The 17,292-nt window shown below is 64.0% G+C and carries 18 protein-coding genes; 10 read left to right on the forward strand and 8 right to left on the reverse strand.

Annotation, left to right across the window (positions count from 1 at the left end; genetic code table 11):
* The 4 genes from Q0071_RS17430 to Q0071_RS17445 all read right to left on the reverse strand — a co-directional run bounded on the left by Q0071_RS17430 (position 1) and on the right by Q0071_RS17445 (position 4,794).
* Positions 1-954, reverse strand: coding sequence for a tetratricopeptide repeat protein (locus Q0071_RS17430; RefSeq protein WP_298172469.1), 954 nt, complete (start codon positions 952-954; stop codon positions 1-3).
* A gap of 162 nt (positions 955-1,116) precedes the next feature.
* On the reverse strand, positions 1,117-2,043 hold the full coding sequence (locus Q0071_RS17435; protein ID WP_298172472.1) for a helix-turn-helix domain-containing protein: 927 nt from the start codon (positions 2,041-2,043) through the stop codon (positions 1,117-1,119).
* A 119-nt stretch (positions 2,044-2,162) separates the two neighbouring features.
* The gene (gene ptsP / locus Q0071_RS17440; RefSeq protein WP_298172475.1) at positions 2,163-4,436 is read right to left on the reverse strand and encodes a phosphoenolpyruvate--protein phosphotransferase; all 2,274 of its coding nucleotides are present in this window, start codon (positions 4,434-4,436) and stop codon (positions 2,163-2,165) included.
* A 190-nt stretch (positions 4,437-4,626) separates the two neighbouring features.
* Complete coding sequence (locus Q0071_RS17445; RefSeq protein WP_298172478.1) at positions 4,627-4,794, reverse strand: DUF465 domain-containing protein; 168 nt, start codon at positions 4,792-4,794, stop codon at positions 4,627-4,629.
* A gap of 298 nt (positions 4,795-5,092) precedes the next feature.
* Between Q0071_RS17445 and Q0071_RS17450 the strand changes: the two genes are divergently transcribed.
* The 7 genes from Q0071_RS17450 to Q0071_RS17480 all read left to right on the forward strand — a co-directional run bounded on the left by Q0071_RS17450 (position 5,093) and on the right by Q0071_RS17480 (position 10,389).
* Positions 5,093-5,290: a DUF465 domain-containing protein gene (locus tag Q0071_RS17450; RefSeq protein WP_298172481.1), complete on the forward strand. Its 198-nt coding sequence runs from the start codon at positions 5,093-5,095 to the stop codon at positions 5,288-5,290.
* Positions 5,291-5,428: 138 nt separating this feature from the next.
* Entirely contained in the window at positions 5,429-5,923 is a 495-nt protein-coding gene (locus Q0071_RS17455; protein ID WP_298172484.1) for a DUF1465 family protein, read from the forward strand.
* A gap of 66 nt (positions 5,924-5,989) precedes the next feature.
* Positions 5,990-6,949, forward strand: a complete 960-nt coding sequence (locus tag Q0071_RS17460; protein WP_298172487.1) for an MBL fold metallo-hydrolase — start codon at positions 5,990-5,992, stop codon at positions 6,947-6,949.
* Complete coding sequence (locus Q0071_RS17465) at positions 6,931-7,602, forward strand: DUF4230 domain-containing protein (RefSeq protein ID WP_298172491.1); 672 nt, start codon at positions 6,931-6,933, stop codon at positions 7,600-7,602. The genes Q0071_RS17460 and Q0071_RS17465 overlap by 19 nt, the downstream gene beginning before the upstream one ends.
* 64 nt (positions 7,603-7,666) lie before the next feature.
* Positions 7,667-8,407, forward strand: a complete 741-nt coding sequence (locus Q0071_RS17470) for an adenylate cyclase (RefSeq protein WP_298172493.1) — start codon at positions 7,667-7,669, stop codon at positions 8,405-8,407.
* Positions 8,408-8,463: 56 nt separating this feature from the next.
* On the forward strand, positions 8,464-9,453 hold the full coding sequence (gene nadA / locus Q0071_RS17475) for a quinolinate synthase NadA (RefSeq protein ID WP_298172495.1): 990 nt from the start codon (positions 8,464-8,466) through the stop codon (positions 9,451-9,453).
* A 15-nt stretch (positions 9,454-9,468) separates the two neighbouring features.
* Entirely contained in the window at positions 9,469-10,389 is a 921-nt protein-coding gene (locus tag Q0071_RS17480) for a CDP-alcohol phosphatidyltransferase family protein (RefSeq protein WP_298172498.1), read from the forward strand.
* A gap of 5 nt (positions 10,390-10,394) precedes the next feature.
* Here the strand turns inward: Q0071_RS17480 and Q0071_RS17485 are convergent, their stop codons facing one another.
* Together Q0071_RS17485 and Q0071_RS17490 are read right to left on the reverse strand one after the other, a co-directional pair.
* Positions 10,395-11,732 (reverse strand): MFS transporter, encoded by a 1,338-nt coding sequence (locus Q0071_RS17485; protein ID WP_298172501.1) that lies wholly within the window; start codon positions 11,730-11,732, stop codon positions 10,395-10,397.
* Positions 11,733-11,737: 5 nt separating this feature from the next.
* The gene (locus tag Q0071_RS17490) at positions 11,738-12,538 is read right to left on the reverse strand and encodes a hypothetical protein (protein ID WP_298172503.1); all 801 of its coding nucleotides are present in this window, start codon (positions 12,536-12,538) and stop codon (positions 11,738-11,740) included.
* A 125-nt stretch (positions 12,539-12,663) separates the two neighbouring features.
* Between Q0071_RS17490 and lipB the strand changes: the two genes are divergently transcribed.
* Both lipB and Q0071_RS17500 read left to right on the forward strand, forming a co-directional pair.
* Positions 12,664-13,347, forward strand: a complete 684-nt coding sequence (lipB, locus tag Q0071_RS17495; RefSeq protein WP_298172506.1) for a lipoyl(octanoyl) transferase LipB — start codon at positions 12,664-12,666, stop codon at positions 13,345-13,347.
* A complete protein-coding gene (locus tag Q0071_RS17500) occupies positions 13,344-13,685 on the forward strand; it encodes a hypothetical protein (RefSeq protein ID WP_298172509.1) in 342 nt (113 codons plus the stop codon). The genes lipB and Q0071_RS17500 overlap by 4 nt, the downstream gene beginning before the upstream one ends.
* 13 nt (positions 13,686-13,698) lie before the next feature.
* Here the strand turns inward: Q0071_RS17500 and Q0071_RS17505 are convergent, their stop codons facing one another.
* Together Q0071_RS17505 and Q0071_RS17510 are read right to left on the reverse strand one after the other, a co-directional pair.
* Complete coding sequence (locus Q0071_RS17505; protein ID WP_298172512.1) at positions 13,699-14,583, reverse strand: CoA ester lyase; 885 nt, start codon at positions 14,581-14,583, stop codon at positions 13,699-13,701.
* Positions 14,584-14,630: 47 nt separating this feature from the next.
* Complete coding sequence (locus Q0071_RS17510) at positions 14,631-15,740, reverse strand: alkene reductase (RefSeq protein ID WP_298172515.1); 1,110 nt, start codon at positions 15,738-15,740, stop codon at positions 14,631-14,633.
* A gap of 255 nt (positions 15,741-15,995) precedes the next feature.
* On the opposite strand from Q0071_RS17510, the gene Q0071_RS17515 reads away from it, so the two are divergent.
* Positions 15,996-16,892 (forward strand): DMT family transporter, encoded by an 897-nt coding sequence (locus tag Q0071_RS17515; RefSeq protein WP_298172518.1) that lies wholly within the window; start codon positions 15,996-15,998, stop codon positions 16,890-16,892.
* Positions 16,893-17,292: the final 400 nt, after the last annotated feature.

A 17,292-nucleotide genomic window follows, 5' to 3' on the forward strand; every position in this document is an offset into this window, starting at 1 on the left:
TCAATTGCAGACCACCGGCTTGGTGGCGGCCTCGTACTGGGACTTCAAGCGTCCGATCAGCTCTGTCGGGTAGGTCTGACGGAACTCCGCAAATGCAACACAGGCCCGCTTTTCCTCCTTCAGCCGGCTCATTGCGACGCCGAGATAGAGCAGGCTGTCCGCCGCCCGGTCGCCTTTGCGATCGGCCTGATAGTTCTGGAGAAAATACTGCGCTGCTGTGCCGGGCTTGCCATCGTCGAGATATGCTCGTCCGAGGAGATTGCGGGCATAACTGATCCGGGCATGGCGGGGATACTGCTGGACTACGCGCAGCAGCTGCTGCTGAGCCTCGGGGAAGAACTTGGCTTCCCACAAGCGATAGCCAAACGTGTACTCATCCTCGCCCTTGTCGTCGGTCGACGGCTTTTCGATGGCCATGACCGCAGCGACGCGATCCGGGGATACCTCCGGCTTCGCAGCGTCAGCCTTTGCGGGCGCGGGTTTTGCCGAGGTCTTGACGGGTGTCGTCGGCTCGGTTGCAGGCGTCGATGCAGCGGCCGTTGGAGCTGCAGAAACGGGTTCGGCCGCCGGCGAAGAAGCACCCGCCGGAGGGGAACCAGCCGCTTCAAGCGTCGTCAGACGAGCTTCAAGCTTGGCCACGTGATTCTGGTTCTCTTCGCTGGCAGCGGTCAACCGTTGCAACTGCGCCTCGACAGCGTCCATGCGGGTGAGGAGGTCGGTCACAGCGGTCGGCGCGGGCGTTGCGGGGGTCGAGCTTGTCGCGGGCGGGGTAATCTCGGGCCCGAATGTCTTGCCGGCCCCATCGGGGAAGACCTTGCGTTGAACAGCCCGCAACTCCGACTCAATCCGCCGCAGCCGAACATCGGTGCTTTCAGGCGCGGCCTGGGCCCAAGCAGCCGAGACAAAAGCGCTCGGCGTGAAGCTGGCAGCGAGGATAGCCACGGTGAGGGCCATCGCCGAACCAATGCGGCCAGAGCCAAACATGATCTTCATTGTCACTCCCGTCGGATCATTGCTCCTTCCATGCGCTGCCTTGAGGGGCGTGCGCAAGCATTTGGGCAAGATTTGCGTGATCGACCGCTGGGTTTCACACAGATCGCCGCTGTTAACGGCGGCTTAGTGAACCGTAGCTGTAGTGCCAGAGGCGGGCGCTGAAGTGGGCGCAGCCAGCCGGGCGCGCAGGCTGGCGGCATCAATTGGCACGTCTTTCAAGATCTTCTCCGCCTCGTCGAGGCGAGGAATGGACTGGCCCGCAATCGTGATCGCCAGAGCATCGGGCCGGCCGGTCCAGAGCCTGGGGCCGACGGCATCGCCAGGCACTGTGTAGCTTTCACCCTTGGCAAGCTGCTTCTGCATCAGCTGCTTGCCCTGTCCATCATAGAACTTGACCCAGATGCCCTCCTCAAGCGCGGTGAACACCACCGGGCCGTTTGCCGGAGGCTGCGCACTGGCAGGCCGAGGAGCGGGATCCGCCTGCTTCGGAGCAGCAACTGCTGGCTGCTCGGGCGCCTGAACAAGCGATGGGAGCGAGACAGCTGGCGCGTAGTAGCTGCGCCAGAAAATGCCGCCCATGGCAAGAATGGCGCCTACCAGCAGCAGCGCAAGCCAGCCGACAAGCCGGGATGGGGTCTTCGCCGGATCGCCGACTTCGAACTGGTTGAGCACACGCGGCTCGGGGCGCGGCGCACTTCCTTGCAGTTCGGAGCGGACAGCATCGGCAATGCTGACATCATCGAGTCCAACGGCGCGGGCGTAGGCTTTGGCAAATCCGATCGCATAAGGACGGCCGGGCATCACGCTGTAGTCGCCAGCCTCAAGCGCTTCGATATGGCGGAGTGTGACCCTTGTACGGCGGGCAACCTCGGCGGTGGTCAGTCCAAGCGCGAGACGGGCTGCGACCAGGCGAGCCGCTACGCTGGCCTGCGCATCGTCACCCGTCGGCGGAGTCGCTCCCGCACCGGAGAGAACCGGATCATGCGATTGGTCTGCATGGACCATGTTGCGTTCGCCGTCCTTGGCCACGGCGTAGCTCCCGTCGTTCATTGTTGTTCCGGGTATTCTCTGGATGGTTGCGAGCCCGCGCGAAGGCAGCATGTCCTGACCGGAAAAGTCAATGATTTTGAATCAGTGTCGGCATGATCTGACGTCTTGGTGCGACGAGTTCAATCGTAATCAATGCCGCGCGCGGTGGCCCAGGCGGCAATTTCCGCGCGCAGATTAACCGGGGGCTGGGCAAGCCACCCTTCCATCGCGGCCTGAATCGCGGGAAGCTCGACCTTGCGGACAAGTTCCTTGATCGGACCGACCGCCGCTGGCGTGATCGAAAGCCGGGTAATGCCGATGCCCAGCAAGGCCAGCGCTTCCAACCGCCGGCCGCCCATCTCGCCGCACACCGTCACATCGGTGCCCGACGGCGCAACCGCGAGCACGACGCGGCGGAGGAACCGGAGGATCGCAGGCGAAAGCCAGTCATATCGTTCGGCAAGCTTCGGGTTGGCGCGATCTGCGGCAAACAGGAACTGGGTGAGGTCATTCGTCCCGATCGAGAGGAACGACAGCCGCGGGGCAAGCACATCGAGCCATTCCGCGAGCGCCGGCACTTCGAGCATGGCGCCATACCGAATCGCATCAGGCAGCAGCTTCTTCTGCTGCTTCAGAAAAGCGAGCTGGCTTTCAAATACGGCGCGAGCGGCATCGAACTCCCACGGTTCGGTCACCATCGGGAACATCACGTTAAGCGTTCGTCCGCCAGCGGCCTCGAGCAGCGCACGCGCCTGAACCTTCAGCAGCCCGTCGCGCTCAAGCGCCACGCGCAGCGCGCGCCACCCCATGGCCGGGTTCTCCTCGGTCTCGCCATCGTTGTGGCGAAGATAGGGGAGAACCTTGTCACCACCGATATCGACGGTGCGGAAAACGACTGGCCGATCACCCGCTGCGTCGAGCACATCGCGATAGAGCCGCGTCTGGCGTTCGCGTGCCGGAAGCGTTGCCGAAACGAGGAACTGAAACTCGGTGCGGAACAGGCCAATTCCATCCGCGCCGGTCAGATTGAGCATCGGCATGTCATCGCGCAGGCCCGCATTGATCATGACCCGGACGCGCTGGCCATCGGCCGAGACAGGTTCGACATCGCGCATGGCCGCATACAACGCCTGCCGTTCGCGATTGCGCGCGAACCGCGCTTCGAAGGCCTCGACGAGCGTCGGCGCCGGCCGCACATCGACGACACCCTGATCGCCATCAAGCAGCAGTTGGTCGCCTTCACGGACCTTGGCACGGAGTGCGCGGATGCGCCCCACCACGGGGATGCCCATGGCGCGCGCCACAATGACCACATGCGCGGTCAACGATCCTTCTTCGAGGATAACGCCCTTGAGGCGCCGCCGGTCATACTCCAGCAGTTCAGCCGGACCGAGATTGCGCGCGATCAGGATCGCGTCGCCCTTAAGCCCAAGGCTGGCGGCCGTCCCCAATTGACCGGACACGATGCGCAGGAGGCGGTTCGAAAGATCCTCCAGATCGTGCATGCGATCCGCCAGCAGCGGATCATCGATCTGGCGCATCCGCATGCGGGTCCGCTGCTGGACCCGTTCGATCGCCGCTTCGGCGGTAAGACCCGAATCGATCGCCTCGTTGATCCGCCGGCTCCACCCTTCATCATAGGCAAACATGCGATAGGTCTCGAGGACCTCCTCATGCTCTCCGCCCATGCCAAACTCGGCCTGGCTCGCCATCCGGTCGATCTGCTCGCGCATCTTGTCAAACGCGAGATAGACCCGCTGACGCTCGGCTTCGGTGTCTTCCGCAACGACATGCTCGATCGTCACGCGCGGCTGGTGGAACACCGCAACGCCGCTGGCGAGACCTTTGACGAGCGTAAGGCCCGCAATCCGTTCGTGCCCGGTGAGGTGGGCATCGGCACCGAGAACGTCTTCATCGTCGATCAGATCGGCGTTGGCGATAAGCTCGGAAAGCACCATGGCCACTGTCTGGAGCGCCTCGATCTCTACTTCCTCATAGCGCCGCGGCTCGACATGCTGGACGCCCAGCACGCCGACAGCCCGCGCACGGCGAACGATCGGCACGCCAGCAAATGAGTGGAAGCGCTCTTCGCCGGTTTCGGGGAAGAAGGCGAAGTCTGGATGGGCAGCGGCTTCGGCGAGGTTCAGGGTTTCGATATTCGCGGCGATCGTGCCGACAAGGCCTTCGCCCACGGCCATACGGGTCACATGAACCGCCGCCTGATTAAGGCCGCGGGTGGCAAACAGCTCCAGCATGCCTTCGCGCAACAGGTAGATCGAGCAGACCTCGCTGTTGAGGTTGTCACCGATGATATCGACGATCTGGTTCAGCTTTGCCTGCGCACCGGCGCGGGATGCCATGACCTCGTGAAGGGATGTCAGGATCGCGCGGGCAGCGGCGGCGGCAGTGATCATGATGGAAGGCCTAGCGCAGAGAGGGCAGTTTGCAAACTGCGGCGCCTTTGCCGCTCATGAATTCGTATCCATCGGGAGACAAGGGCCCGCCGGAAGATCGCTTGGCAGGCTTCCTGGCGTAGAGTTTCGTCATGCGGAAGGCTGGCCGGTAGATCCTTCCAGCCTTCCGCGGTTTAACGCAACGGCGTTGTCAGTGAACCTGCTGAAATTGCGCCAGCTCTTCCTTGATTCGCAACTTTCGGAGTTTCAGCTCCTTGATCAGCACGTCGTTGGGCGACGGGCGACCCTGTTCCTCGGCGATGCGCCGTTCAAGACCAGCATGTTTGGATTCAAGGGCGCTGATATGCGACAGTTCCATGCGGTAACCTCCTCAAGGACGCCAGCCTCGGCCCGCTCCGGCGGCAGGATCGCTGCCGGAGCATCTGGGCCGAAGTTTTTGCACCGGCATGGACGTGTCGGCCTCGACTCGTCCGAGTGGGCGCGTTGTCATGCTCCCACAATCGCCGTATCTTGCAAGCCTATCTGCGTCGGGATGTCCAAAGCGCGCGTTTGTGCGTATTCCGGTTGCAGCAAAGCGTTAACGCATGAAGGCCTGCAAGTACGCTGCAGGCCGCCATGCGGCACCGTCGGCGCTGACAGGATTAGGAGTTGCGCGGTTGACCGAAGACGAAATGCGCAAGCGGCTCGACATGCTGCGGATCGAGCATCGCGACCTCGATGCGGCGATCGACGCCCTGTCCGGCACCGGCGCGCATGATCAATTGCAAGTCGCGCGTCTCAAGAAGCGGAAGTTGCGGCTTAAGGACCAGATCGCCTTGCTCGAGGACTACCTGATTCCCGACATAATCGCCTGATTTCAGATTCTTGACCTGCGATGAACGATAGGGCCCAAAACTCGCTGAGCGTATCGTTCCGGCACAGTTTCAAAACCTGGTGAACGCGTCGCCGGGGATGTGTTGAGTGCGGCGTCAGGATGGGCTTATGCGCAGAGCATGGCGCTCATGCCCAATCTCAATCCGCGCATCATCGAGGCGCTGTATGCCGAGGCACTGGTCCTTGCCGAAGAAGTGCGTGCGGTGTTCGACAGGTTGCGACAGGGCCATGACAAGCGGGCGCTGGTAGGTGCCAATGATGACCCCGATGCCGATCTGGCGCATGTGCAGGTGAGCTGCGAGGCGCTGCGGACGACGACGCGGATCATGCACTGTCTGGCGTGGCTGCTCAATCACCGTGCTTATTTCGCAGGTGAACTCAGCGAGTTGCAGCTCCGCCGGCATGGCCGCCTGATTGCCAACTTTCCGCTCAGCGATCCTGCGCAGGTTCTCGCGCTGCCCGCTGATGCCCAGCGCTGCGTACAGGACAGCGAGCGACTTTATACGCGGATTCAGCGCCTTGAGCGTGCGTGGCGGGGGGACCATGACACGTCAGGCAGCGCCATCGAACGCCTGCGCCAAAGGCTGGCAGCAGCAATCCCCGCTTCGCTTTGATTTGCTGCGCTGCCGATCGAGCGACGCAGCGTTGCGCCGCTGCCTGAAAATCCCCATATCGCGGATATGGCTACCACGAACCCTGCACCGGGCATCTCCATCCCCGATCGGTCTGAATGGAACACCGGCCTTGCGGTTGTTCTGGAACCGCAAGTGCGCCGGGTCCTCGCTCCGAACCCTTCGCCCTTTACCTTCAACGGCACGCAGACCTACCTGGTCGGCAGCGGCCGCGATGTCGCCGTCATCGATCCGGGCCCGACCGGCACCGGTGTCGCCGGCCATGCCGATACGAATGGCGAGGGCCATGTCGACGCCATTCTCAAGGCGATTGCCGGGCAGCGGCTGGTGGCGATCATGTGCACGCACACCCACCGCGATCACAGTCCCGCCGCGCTGCCTCTGCAGGCTGCGACCGGAGCGCCGATCATCGGCTGCGCCGCTTTGGCGATTGACGACAGTGGTGCTGGCGTCGGCGTGCGGGCCGATGCCGAGTTTGATCCGCTGTACAAGCCCGACCGGGTCCTGACCGACGGCGAGCAGGTTTCAGGTGATGGTTGGACACTGGAGGCTGTGGCAACGCCGGGCCACACCAGCAATCACGTGTGCTTTGCCTTGCTGGAAACGGGCGCGCTGTTCACGGGCGACCACGTCATGGGCTGGTCGACAACAGTCGTCTCGCCGCCGGACGGAGACATGAAAGCCTACATGCTCTCGCTGCAAAAGCTCCAGAGCCGCGAGGATACGGTCTACTATCCCGCCCACGGTCCGGCCGTCACGAAGCCGCAGCAGCTAGTACGCGGTATGATCGGGCATCGACGTCAGCGCGAAGCCCAGATCCTGCGACTGCTCGGCGAGGCGCCGTTCACGATCCCGGACATGGTCAACCAGATGTACAAGGGCCTCGATCCGCGCCTCAATGGCGCAGCAGGCCGTTCGGTGCTGGCGCATCTCATCGATCTCGAGGCACAGGGCCGCATTGCCCGCGGGCCGGACGCTCCGGAGTTGCAATGGACCTTGATCGCCTGAACCCACGGCCTGCACCTGCAACCCCACTGGTCCAAGTGCGTGGGCGCCTGGCGGTTCTGCCTTGGTTGCTGTTCCTTGGCGCAGCAGCCATCGCCGTCTGGCTGGCGTGGCAGATGTGGAAACCGGCGCCGATCGGGGATCCGCTTGCGACCAGTCTGGTCGCGTTCGACAAGCAGGATCGCCTCACGGTGTTCAGCGCCGAGTTGGCACCGGTCGTGGCCAGCGATGACAGCCGTTTGTTTGGCCTCGTCACCTCGCGGCAGGTCGCGGTCATCCCTGCGCGGGTCGACTATGCCATCGATCTGGGGAAAGTGGGCCGGGATCGCATGCGTTGGGACGCGGTGAGCCAAACCTTGACCGTGCGCCTGCCCGCGCTCGAGGTCACGCGTCCGAACCTTGACGAAGCACGCGCGCAATATCTGCGCGAAGGCGTGTGGATCACCCGCGCCGCGCAGGACAAGCTGACGCGTGACAACACGAAGCTGGCAGAACGTCTCGCGGTGGAGCAGGCAGCCAACCCGGTGCTACTGGGGCTAGCGCGCTCTGCGGCGAAGGACGCAATCCGGCAGAACCTTGCCATCCCGCTGCAAGTAGCCGGATTTGGCGACGTCAAACTGTCGGTTTTGATTGATGGAGAGCCGGCAAAGCCATAGCCTGCCAATCAGGAACTGGTTCGCCCAGGCGCAAAAGACGCAGGCGGAATAGGGGAGCGGGACAATGGACTTCGCAGCGGTGCAATCGAACGATTCGTATCTTTCTGACCAACGGTTTTTCACGCGCCTGGCGCAAGTGCTCGCCGGCCTGATCGTGTTCGGTTTTCTGCAATGGGCCTTGCGCGGGTTCGTCAATCCGGTCCGGACCCCGATCTATATCCACGCCCACGGCGTTGCCATGCTCGGCTGGCTCGGCACCATCGTTACGCAAAACCGCCTTGCCGGGAGCGGGAACCTGGCTCTGCATCGCCGGCTGGGCTGGGCCAGTCTCGCGCTCGTCCTCGCCATCGTGGGGCTAGGCTCCTTTGCGGGCCGCATGGCCTTGGCCGCGCACCGGGTTCCGCCGTTCTTCACGGATTCCTACTTTCTGGCGCTTACGCATGTCGAGGTGGCCGTCTTCGCGCTTACGGTGGGGGCCGCCATAGTAATGCGCCGGCAGACGCAGTGGCACCGGCGGCTGATGATCGCGGCAACCGTCATCCTCATGGAACCAGCGCTCGGACGGCTGCTGCCCATGCCGCTGCTGGGTCAGGTCGGCGGCGGATGGCTGGAAGCGGCCCTGCAGGTCGGCTTCCTCGGGATCATGGCTCGCCACGACGGCAAGGTGCTGGGTCGTGTTCATCCGGCCACGCTCGTCGGCATGGGCCTCGTGGTTGGGGTGCATGCGCTGATCCAGTTGCTCGCCGGAATGCCGATGGTGGCGGCGTACGCAGAGGCTATTGCCCGTAGCGCCGGGGGTGCCTAAGTGCCGGGTCAAGCAGTGGGGGCATCAGCCTTCTCTCGACCAGGGGATTTCGAGCCATGACAGCCCAGCCCGCCAATCTTTCCGGTCTCGATCTGCGCGCCGAGATCGACCGGCTGCGCAAGGACCGCAAGGCGGTGATCCTGGCGCATTACTACCAGAAGCCCGAGATCCAGGACCTCGCCGATTTCGTCGGCGACTCCCTTGAACTTTCGCGCAAGGCGGCTGCGACCGATGCCGAAGTGATCGCCTTCTGCGGCGTGAAGTTCATGGCCGAGACGGCCAAGATCCTGAGCCCGGAAAAGATCGTGATCCTGCCCGATATGGATGCCGGTTGCAGCCTTGAGGATTCCTGCCCGCCGGAGAAGTTCCGTGCGTTCCGCGAGGCCCATCCCGATCATATCGCGCTCACCTACATCAATTGCTCGACCGAAGTGAAAGCGCTCAGCGACGTCATTGTGACGTCATCAAGCGCCGAGACGATCCTCGCGCAGATCTCGCCGGAGCAGAAGATCATCTTCGGTCCGGACCGTCATCTGGGCGGCTATCTCAATCGCAAGTTCGGGCGTGAGATGCTGCTCTGGCCCGGCGTATGCATCGTGCACGAGGCATTTTCGGAGACCGAATTGCTCAAGCTGATGGCGCAGCATCCCGGTGCGCCGGTTGCAGCGCATCCGGAATGCCCACCGACCATCGTCGACCACGCCGATTACGTCGGATCGACCAGCGGCATCCTTCAGTTTGCGCGCACATTCCCGGGTGATACGCTGATCGTCGCGACCGAGCCGCACATCATCCACCAGATGCAGCTCGCGCTTCCGGACAAGACATTCATCGGAGCCCCGGGAGCGGATGGAAACTGCAACTGCAACATCTGCCCGTACATGGCGCTGAACACGCTCGAAAAGCTCTACATCGCGCTGCGTGATCTGACTCCGCGCATCGAGATCGAGGCAAACCTGCGGCTTGATGCGAAGAAGAGCCTCGATGCCATGCTGGCCATGGCGAGCGGGACAATCGGCCTGGGCGACCTCGGCGCGCGCAAGTAAGGCGGCACAGGCGGCATGAGCACTTCCCCATCGGCATCACAGCCTGCGCCCGTAAAGCGGCCAGCGCGGGCGCGGGAGATGCAGGACGCGCTCAATCATTACCTGTATCACCCACTGGCCTGGCAGCTGGCACGCCTGCTCGCCCCCACGCCGATTACGCCCAACATGGTCTCGGTCTTCGGCGGCCTGATGGTCGTCGCCGCAGGCGCGGTCTACTGGAGCACATCCGGACCGCTCTGGGCGATGCTGGGCATGCTGCTCCACATGTCGTGGCACGTGGTCGACGGTGCAGATGGAGATCTGGCGCGCATCACGGGACGCACGAGCCCGTTGGGCGAGCTTGTGGATGGCATCTGCGACTATGTCAGCCACATTGTCCTTTACGTGCTTCTCGCGCTTGTCCTGACGCGCACGCTTGGTTCAGGCTGGGCTTGGTTCTGGACGCTGGCGGCGGGCGCAGGGCATATCGTGCAGGCCAACCATGTCGAGGTTCAGCGGCGGTTCTATCAGCACTGGACCTACGGCACGCCATGGCTACACAACTCGAGCGGCAGTGATCGCGCGCTGTTCAGCGACCGAGGGGGTATCGGCTGGCTACTTCGGGTTGTCGTAGCCGGCTACCTGCGGCTTGCGGCCGGCATGAGCCCGAACGCCCTGCGGATCGATGCTGCCGTAACGCAGGCCATGGCAAACGACCCTGCCCTGCTGGCACGCATTCGTGCGGAAGTTCAGCGCGAACAGCGGCCGTTGCTCGTGATGCTGCGCTACCTCGGGCCAAACCCGCGGGCGATCCTGCTCGGCTTGTCGATGATTGCGGGAAGTCCGCTGTGGTACTTCATCTACCTGTCCGTGGGCCTCAATCTGCTGCTCATGCTGTCGGTGCGGCTTCATGATGCTGCCGCAGCCCGCGTTGTCTCCCGGCTTGATCTGCCCTGAGTGTGTCAGACTGCTGGATCGCGGCGCATGCCGAAAGCGCAGATCAGGATGACGGTCAGGGCAAGCAGCTCGACCACACCCCAGGCCAACCAGTTCGAATGGTTGTAGAGCCAGACGCCGATCGCCGGCGATATGATGTAGGCCGAGCCATTCACCGCAGCGACAATCCCGGCTGACTGCCCCTGCTCCGCCGGGGTTACCGCAAGGCTCGCACCTGACGTGAAGCCCGGACGAAACAGACCAAAACCCAGCGAGCAGATGGCAAAGCCGGTCGCAATGGCGTGGAGATCGCGGCCGACGGCCATGCCAAGCGTTCCAACCGCGACGAGGCCCATTCCCCAGAGCGTCGAGGTGCGCGGCCCAAGCTTCATCATCGGGATCAGACCCCACTGCGCCAGCAGCGTGGCCACCGCGCCGCACATCAGGACCAGCCCGATCGGCCCCGCAGCAGCATCCGGCTGATGGCGCAGGCCGAGCCGGTCAAGGAGCAGGAAACCCACGACCCCAAGCAAGATCGACTGGGCCTGCCCACCCAGCGTTCCTGCCGCGAGCCACGCCCGCAAGCGTGGATCGCCCCAGCGCAGCCTTCCTTCTTTCGAATCGATCGAATGAAGGTCCGGATCGACCTCGCCATGGAGCTGGTCGCGCGAGTCTTCGCCTTCCTTCCCCATCCGCGGGCTTGAGGACGCACTCATCGGCTCGCCCAGAATCTCGCCTCGACCGGCAAAGCGCGGATCATCGTCGGGCAGCCGCAACCGAAGCAACACCAGCACAACGACGGCCGCCAGCGTGAAGGCCGCAAACGGACCAATCAGTCCCACGCCCGGCAGGATCAGCAAGGGAGCAAGCGCCGGACCGAGAACAGTACCCAGCCCAAAGCTGGAGGAGACCATCGACAAGGCTTGCGTCCGCTCCGCCCGGCTTGTCCGGCTGGCGACGTAGGCCTGCACGGCTGGCGGTGCCGCCGAGCCGAAACCACCATAGAGCGAGCGTGCCGCCGCAAAGAGCAGAATGGCGGTCAGGCCGCTGATCGCACCGCTCAATCCGGCGTGGAGCGCCGCACCGCACAAGGCGAACGAGATTGCGAAGCCGACAAGGCCCAGGGCCATCATCGCCTTGCGCCCGCGGCGGTCCGATCTGCGCGCCCAGAACGGCGCAAGCAGCATCCACAACAACGCAGACCAGCTGTAGGCGAGGCTTACCCAGACATCGGCGATGCCGAGATGCGTGCCGATCGACGGCATGACCGACTGCATTGCGGTATTGCCGGCAGCCGTGACGAGCATGACCATGAACAGCAGCGCCATGCGGCTCCGCGGCAGCTGGACATCAGCCTCTTCCATCAGCTTCACCGCACGCCCGTGCCAGCCGGATCGCCGGCGAGTTGCCGATAGACGGCCGCAAGCATGGCGACAAAGTAGGTGTAGCCTATCGCCAGGAGCACGCCCGAGACTGCCTCACCAAGCAAGCGCTGCGGTTCCCCCTTGAACATGAGCACGAGCACGACACCGACAAACATCATGATGAGCCCGTAGACGACAAGGAACACGAAGCCGGCCATGCCGATGAACAGCAGGATCCGCCCAGCGTTGCGCCGGGTCAGCCCGAAGCTCTCCCGGATGGCAGTCACCGGATTGCGGACACCTTCGCCGGCAACCACCGGCCCCACCAGCATGGTGCGCATGATGGGATAAAGCAGCAGTCCGAGGGCCACGGATACCGCAAGCCTGTCAGGCAAGATCAGGGCCAGCACGCTCGCAAGCGCCATCGAAAGCGGAAGGATGGCAAGCGCAACCAGCAACTGCGCTGCAAAGTACGACGGCAGGGCGCGCACGCTGCGGCGAATGGACTGCGCAACCGTAGGCCTTGCCGTATCGAGCATGGCAACGAGCATTGTCAGCATCCCGGCCATCGGAAACAGCGAAAGAAGCAGCAGCACCGGCAAGGAGCTGGCGTAGTAATCCTGCATGACCGCCAGTATCTGCGTCTCGCTCATCTCGGGTGTCATCGCCGGAGAAGGCACAAAGACGGCACCGGCAAGACCGGGAAGCACAAAGAAGACCCCGGCAATCGCCATGAGAAGGTCGCGGTTGGCGGCAACCATCCGCGTGGCGCTGGCCCAAGCCGCACTGCTGTCCAAAGTCGTCACGGCAGTCATGTCCCTTTCGGCGGCAGCCCTAGCAGGACCGGACGGGATACGCACCCCCCGCTGCGGTGCAATCAACCCCTACTCGCCCTTGCCAGCGCGCGGACAGGCGTTCATGCGCATGAGCCATGCAAGTTCCGGATCAGATCGAGATCAGGCAGTCTCAGGACCTCGTACCCTATCGCGAGGCCCTCGAGGACATGATGACCCGCAACGCCGCCGTGCACGAAGGCAAGGCGCGGGAGTTGATCTGGCTGCTGGAGCATCCGCCGGTATATACCGCAGGGACCAGCGCGGCTGCGGCTGAACTGCTCGATGCCCGCTTTGATGTGGTCGAGGCCGGACGCGGCGGGCGTTACACCTATCATGGGCCGGGCCAGCGCGTCGGCTATCTCGTCCTGGATCTCGGCAAGCGCGCTCGCGATGTGCGCGGGTTCGTTCATGCGGTCGAGGGCTGGGTCATCGATACGCTGGGCGATTTTGGCGTCGCAGCGTGGCGGGCGGAAGGCCGCGTGGGAATCTGGACACGCGGGGCGGACGGCAGGGAAGCCAAGATCGGTGCGATCGGCATCCGCATCCGCCGCTGGGTGACGATGCACGGCTTCTCGGTCAATCTGGCGCCCGACCTCACGCATTTCGGCGGCATCGTGCCGTGCGGCATCGAGGACTTCGGCGTCACCAGTCTGGCAGCGCTTGGCATTTCGGTTGCGCCGGACGCGTGGGATCGGGCAATGCTGGCGCGGTGCGAAGCCTTTCTGGCCAATCTGGAACCGCGTGATGCGGCGGGTGCCGCTGCCAAGGACCTGCCATGATCCGTCTCCTGCCCTCCCGTTCCGTCGCTGTTGTGCTTCTGCCGCTGCTGGCGCTCGGCGCCTGCAACTCATCATCAACTCCGCAGGCAAGTTCGACCGCGAGTGGTGAGATCCTGCCGGGCTCGATCAGCGACGCGATGCTCGATACCGACCAGTCGCAAGCGCAGGCACCTCTGGCACCCGCAGCACACAGTGCCGCCGCCAAAGTGGATGCCGGTGCCTCTGCCGACGCTTCGGACGCTCCCGCCGATCCAGCGGCCACCACCGATACTGCCCCTGCAGACCCGGCTCCCGCCGGACCCAAGGCTGTGGCCGCGCCCAAGGCGCCCAACCCCTGAGCCAACGCCCCTCCTAATCGAGTCCGAGCAGCGCTCTGGCCTGACGCAGGTGCGGCTGATCCAGCATCCGTCCGTGCAGCTGCAGCGCACCCACTCCGGGATTCGCCGCAAAGGCATCGACAATGGCCCGCGCATGGGCGAGTTCTTCCTCGCTGGGCGTGAAAGCAGTGTTGATCAGCGGCACTTGTGAGGGATGGATCGCCAGCATGCCGGCAAAGCCATCCGCGCGGGCCGCTTCCGCCGCCCGCTTCGTACCTTCGACGTCCCGGAAATCGGCATAGAGCGTATCGATCGCCCAGACGCCGCGGGCGTGCGCAACAAGCAGGGTCTGTGCGCGCACAAAGCGGAACGCATCGGTCCATTGGCCACTGGCATCGCGCTTGCGCGCAGCGCCAAGCTCGGCGGAGAGGTCTTCGGCCCCCCAGGTCAGACCGGCCAGGCGCGGCATGGATGCGTCCATGTAGGCGGTGATGGTCAGAGCGGCGCGCGGCGTTTCGCTCACCAGCGGCAGAAGGCGGGTCTGGCCGTTGGGGATGCCATGCCGCTGTTCGAGCTCGTAGATCTCTGCTGCCACCTGCCGGATCTGCTCCGGCCCTTCCGCCTTGGGCAGCATGATCCCCTCCGGCGCGCCGGGCATGACGGCCGCCAAGTCCTCGCGCCACAGGCCGGTTTCGACGGCGTTGATCCGTACCCACCGCGCCTGCTTGCGCATCGTGATCTGGCGCCGGTGCGCCTCCAGCCAGTCGCGCGTCAGGCGCCGCGCAGCCGGCTTGGCAGAGACCGCCACCGCATCTTCCAGATCAACGATGAGCGCATGCGCACCCGTCTCCGGGGTCTTGAGCAGCTTCTTCTCGCTATCGCCGGGCACAAACAGCCAGGATCGCGGAATCGTGCGCATGTCTTGCTCCTATGGCCCTGCCGGTCGTTCTCTATCGCACCGCACACTTACGCGGTGGCGCTGGCCTTTTCCTCTGCGAGCGTCGGATAGTCGATGTATCCAACCTCACCGGGGAAATACCATGTCTGCGGCACGCCGATATTCGGCGCGAGCTCAGCGCCCAGACGAATGCGCTCCACCAGATCGGGATTCGAGATGTAGGGCCGGCCAAAGCTGACGGCGTCAGCCCGCCCGGAGGCGACATCGGCCGCAGCGCCTTCCGGCGTATAGTCGCTGTTGAGCACCAGCGGCCCCGAATAATGCGCGCGAAAAACATGATCCTGCGGCGGCACTGTCGTCGCGCCGAAGGTACCGTCCGGCCCCGGCTGGCGCAGTTCGATAAACGAGACCTTGAGCGCTTCGAGCACCCGGGCCGCCTCGGCAAAAAGGGTGGCGGGATCGCTATCGTCAACGCCCTGGCTTTCGCCATTGGGTGAAAGCCGGATCGACACGCGATCGGCACCCCAGATCGCAACGAGGCGCTCCATCACCTCGCGCATGAGCCGCACACGGTTTTCCGGGCTGCCGCCGTAGTCGTCATCGCGAAGGTTCGAGGAATTGCGCAGGAACTGGTCGATCAGATAGCCGTTTGCGCCGTGGAGCTGGATCCCATCGAACCCGGCCCGCTTCGCGTTCTCGGCAGCGTGGCCATAGTCATCGACGATGCGCGGCATCTCATCGAGTCGGAGCGGACGTGCGACGGCGTTTTCCTTGCGGCCTTCCGGCGTATGGGCATGCCCGGGAGCCTGCGTCGCCGAGGCGGAGACCGGCGGTTCACCACCCAAGAAGTAGGGGTGAACGACTCGCCCCATGTGCCACAGCTGCAAGATGATCCGGCCGCCCGCCTCGTGCACGGCCTCGGTTACCGGCTTCCACGCTTCCACTTGCACATCGGACCAGATACCCGGCGCGCTCGGCCAGCCGGAACCTTCGCGGCTGATCCCGGTCGCCTCGCTGATGATGAGGCCCGCATCCGCACGCTGGCGATAGTAAGTCTGCATGATCTCGGTCGGAACGGCATCGGGTCCGGCGCGGCCACGCGTCAGCGGTGCCATCAGGATACGGTTCGGCGCTGCAATCGCGCCAAGCTGGATCGGCCGGAAAAGCGATTCGTGCATCGACTGGGGTCCTTCTCGGAATAGGAGTGCTGAAACAGATCAACGGAGCGTGCTGCGCGCACAAGACTTGCGGAAGAGGGGCTTGGGAAACCTGAGCGGGCGCTCTATGGCCGTGATGGACAGTGGGACATCGCCTTGTCGGCGTCAGCCCCCCAAACCTGATAGCCTGACCCCGTCGCGCCCGACGGGGTTTCCATTTGCAACCCAGCTAGGATGCCGGTGTCCGCATGACAAGCGCGAGTTGACCAGCGGATCATGACGAGCATCGATGACGGGCGGGAGGAGACGCGCCCAAACCCCTGGCACTTCGTCGCACTGCTCGGTGGCAACTTTGCCCTCGCGCTGGGGCCATGGTTCGTGCGCCTGGCCGATTCGGGTCCGGTTTCCGCCGGCTTCTGGCGCCTCTTCCTGCCGCTGCCGCTCCTTACCTTCCTAGCCTTGCGCCAACGTGTGCCAGGAAGACCGGCCATCCCGCTCACAGCCTGGCTGGTGGTTGCCACGGCGGGGGTGTTCTTTGCTCTCGATCTGGCGAGCTGGCATATCGGGATTGCCTATACGCGTCTGGGCAATGCTTCGCTGTTCGGGAACTCCGGCAGCCTGATCCTGATGGCCTGGGGTCTCATCGCGGCGCGACGTCTGCCTCGGCGGGTAGAAATCGCGGCAATCGTCGCGGCAGTCTGCGGTGCGGCCATTCTGCTCGGGCGATCGCTGGAGATCGACCATGCCACCCTGATAGGCGATCTGTTCTGCATACTCGCCGGGGTGTTCTACTTCTTCTATATCCTCCTGCTGCAGGGTGCGCGCGGCCGGTTCGAAAGCTGGGAACTGCTTTGCGCCTCCACCATGGCCAGTGCCCCGGTGATGCTGGGAATCGCAATCTGGCTGGGCGAGCCGATCTGGCCCCACGTCTGGTGGCCATTGGTGGCGCTGGCCTTCTGCAGCCAGGTCGTGGGGCAAGGTCTCATCGTCTTCGCCCTGCGTCATTTCTCCGCCCTGATCATCGGCGTCGTGCTGCTCACCCAGCCCGCCGTCTCGATCCTTGTGGGATGGCTGGCCTTTGGAGAGACCATGGGCACGCTGGATGCATTAGGCATGGGGCTCATCGCCGCGGCCCTCCTGCTGGGCAGGCTCAGCGAGAGCGAATCCCGTTGATTCGTGACCAGCGCACAGCCTTCCGGAGGCGCTGCCACTAGGGGCAATGCCGTGTCAGAGAGGGTCCACGGGACGTTTTTTGCTGCCTCGCACAAGGGATCAGCGTACTCGCACTTAATCGTAAAGACTGCTTGTTTTCTGGGAAAACAGGGGTTTCTCATGAGCATCGCTCGCGCGTGCAGGCGTTTTTTTCGCGGATGCAACAATGCCGGAGGGTAGCCCACCCGCTACCGCATTGTTCCCGCTTGCGTGACGTCGCGGAAATATCCTTGCAATCTGTAGCTTTTGTGTGGAGTGAGGCAGTTTAGTTACAACGGCATTCCGTTTGTCCAAGGGGATCGGGTTACAATGAAGCCAATCAAGGTCGCAGTGATCGGCGTGGGCAACTGCGCAAGCTCGC

Source organism: Novosphingobium sp. (assembly GCF_027486195.1).
GTDB lineage: Bacteria > Pseudomonadota > Alphaproteobacteria > Sphingomonadales > Sphingomonadaceae > Novosphingobium.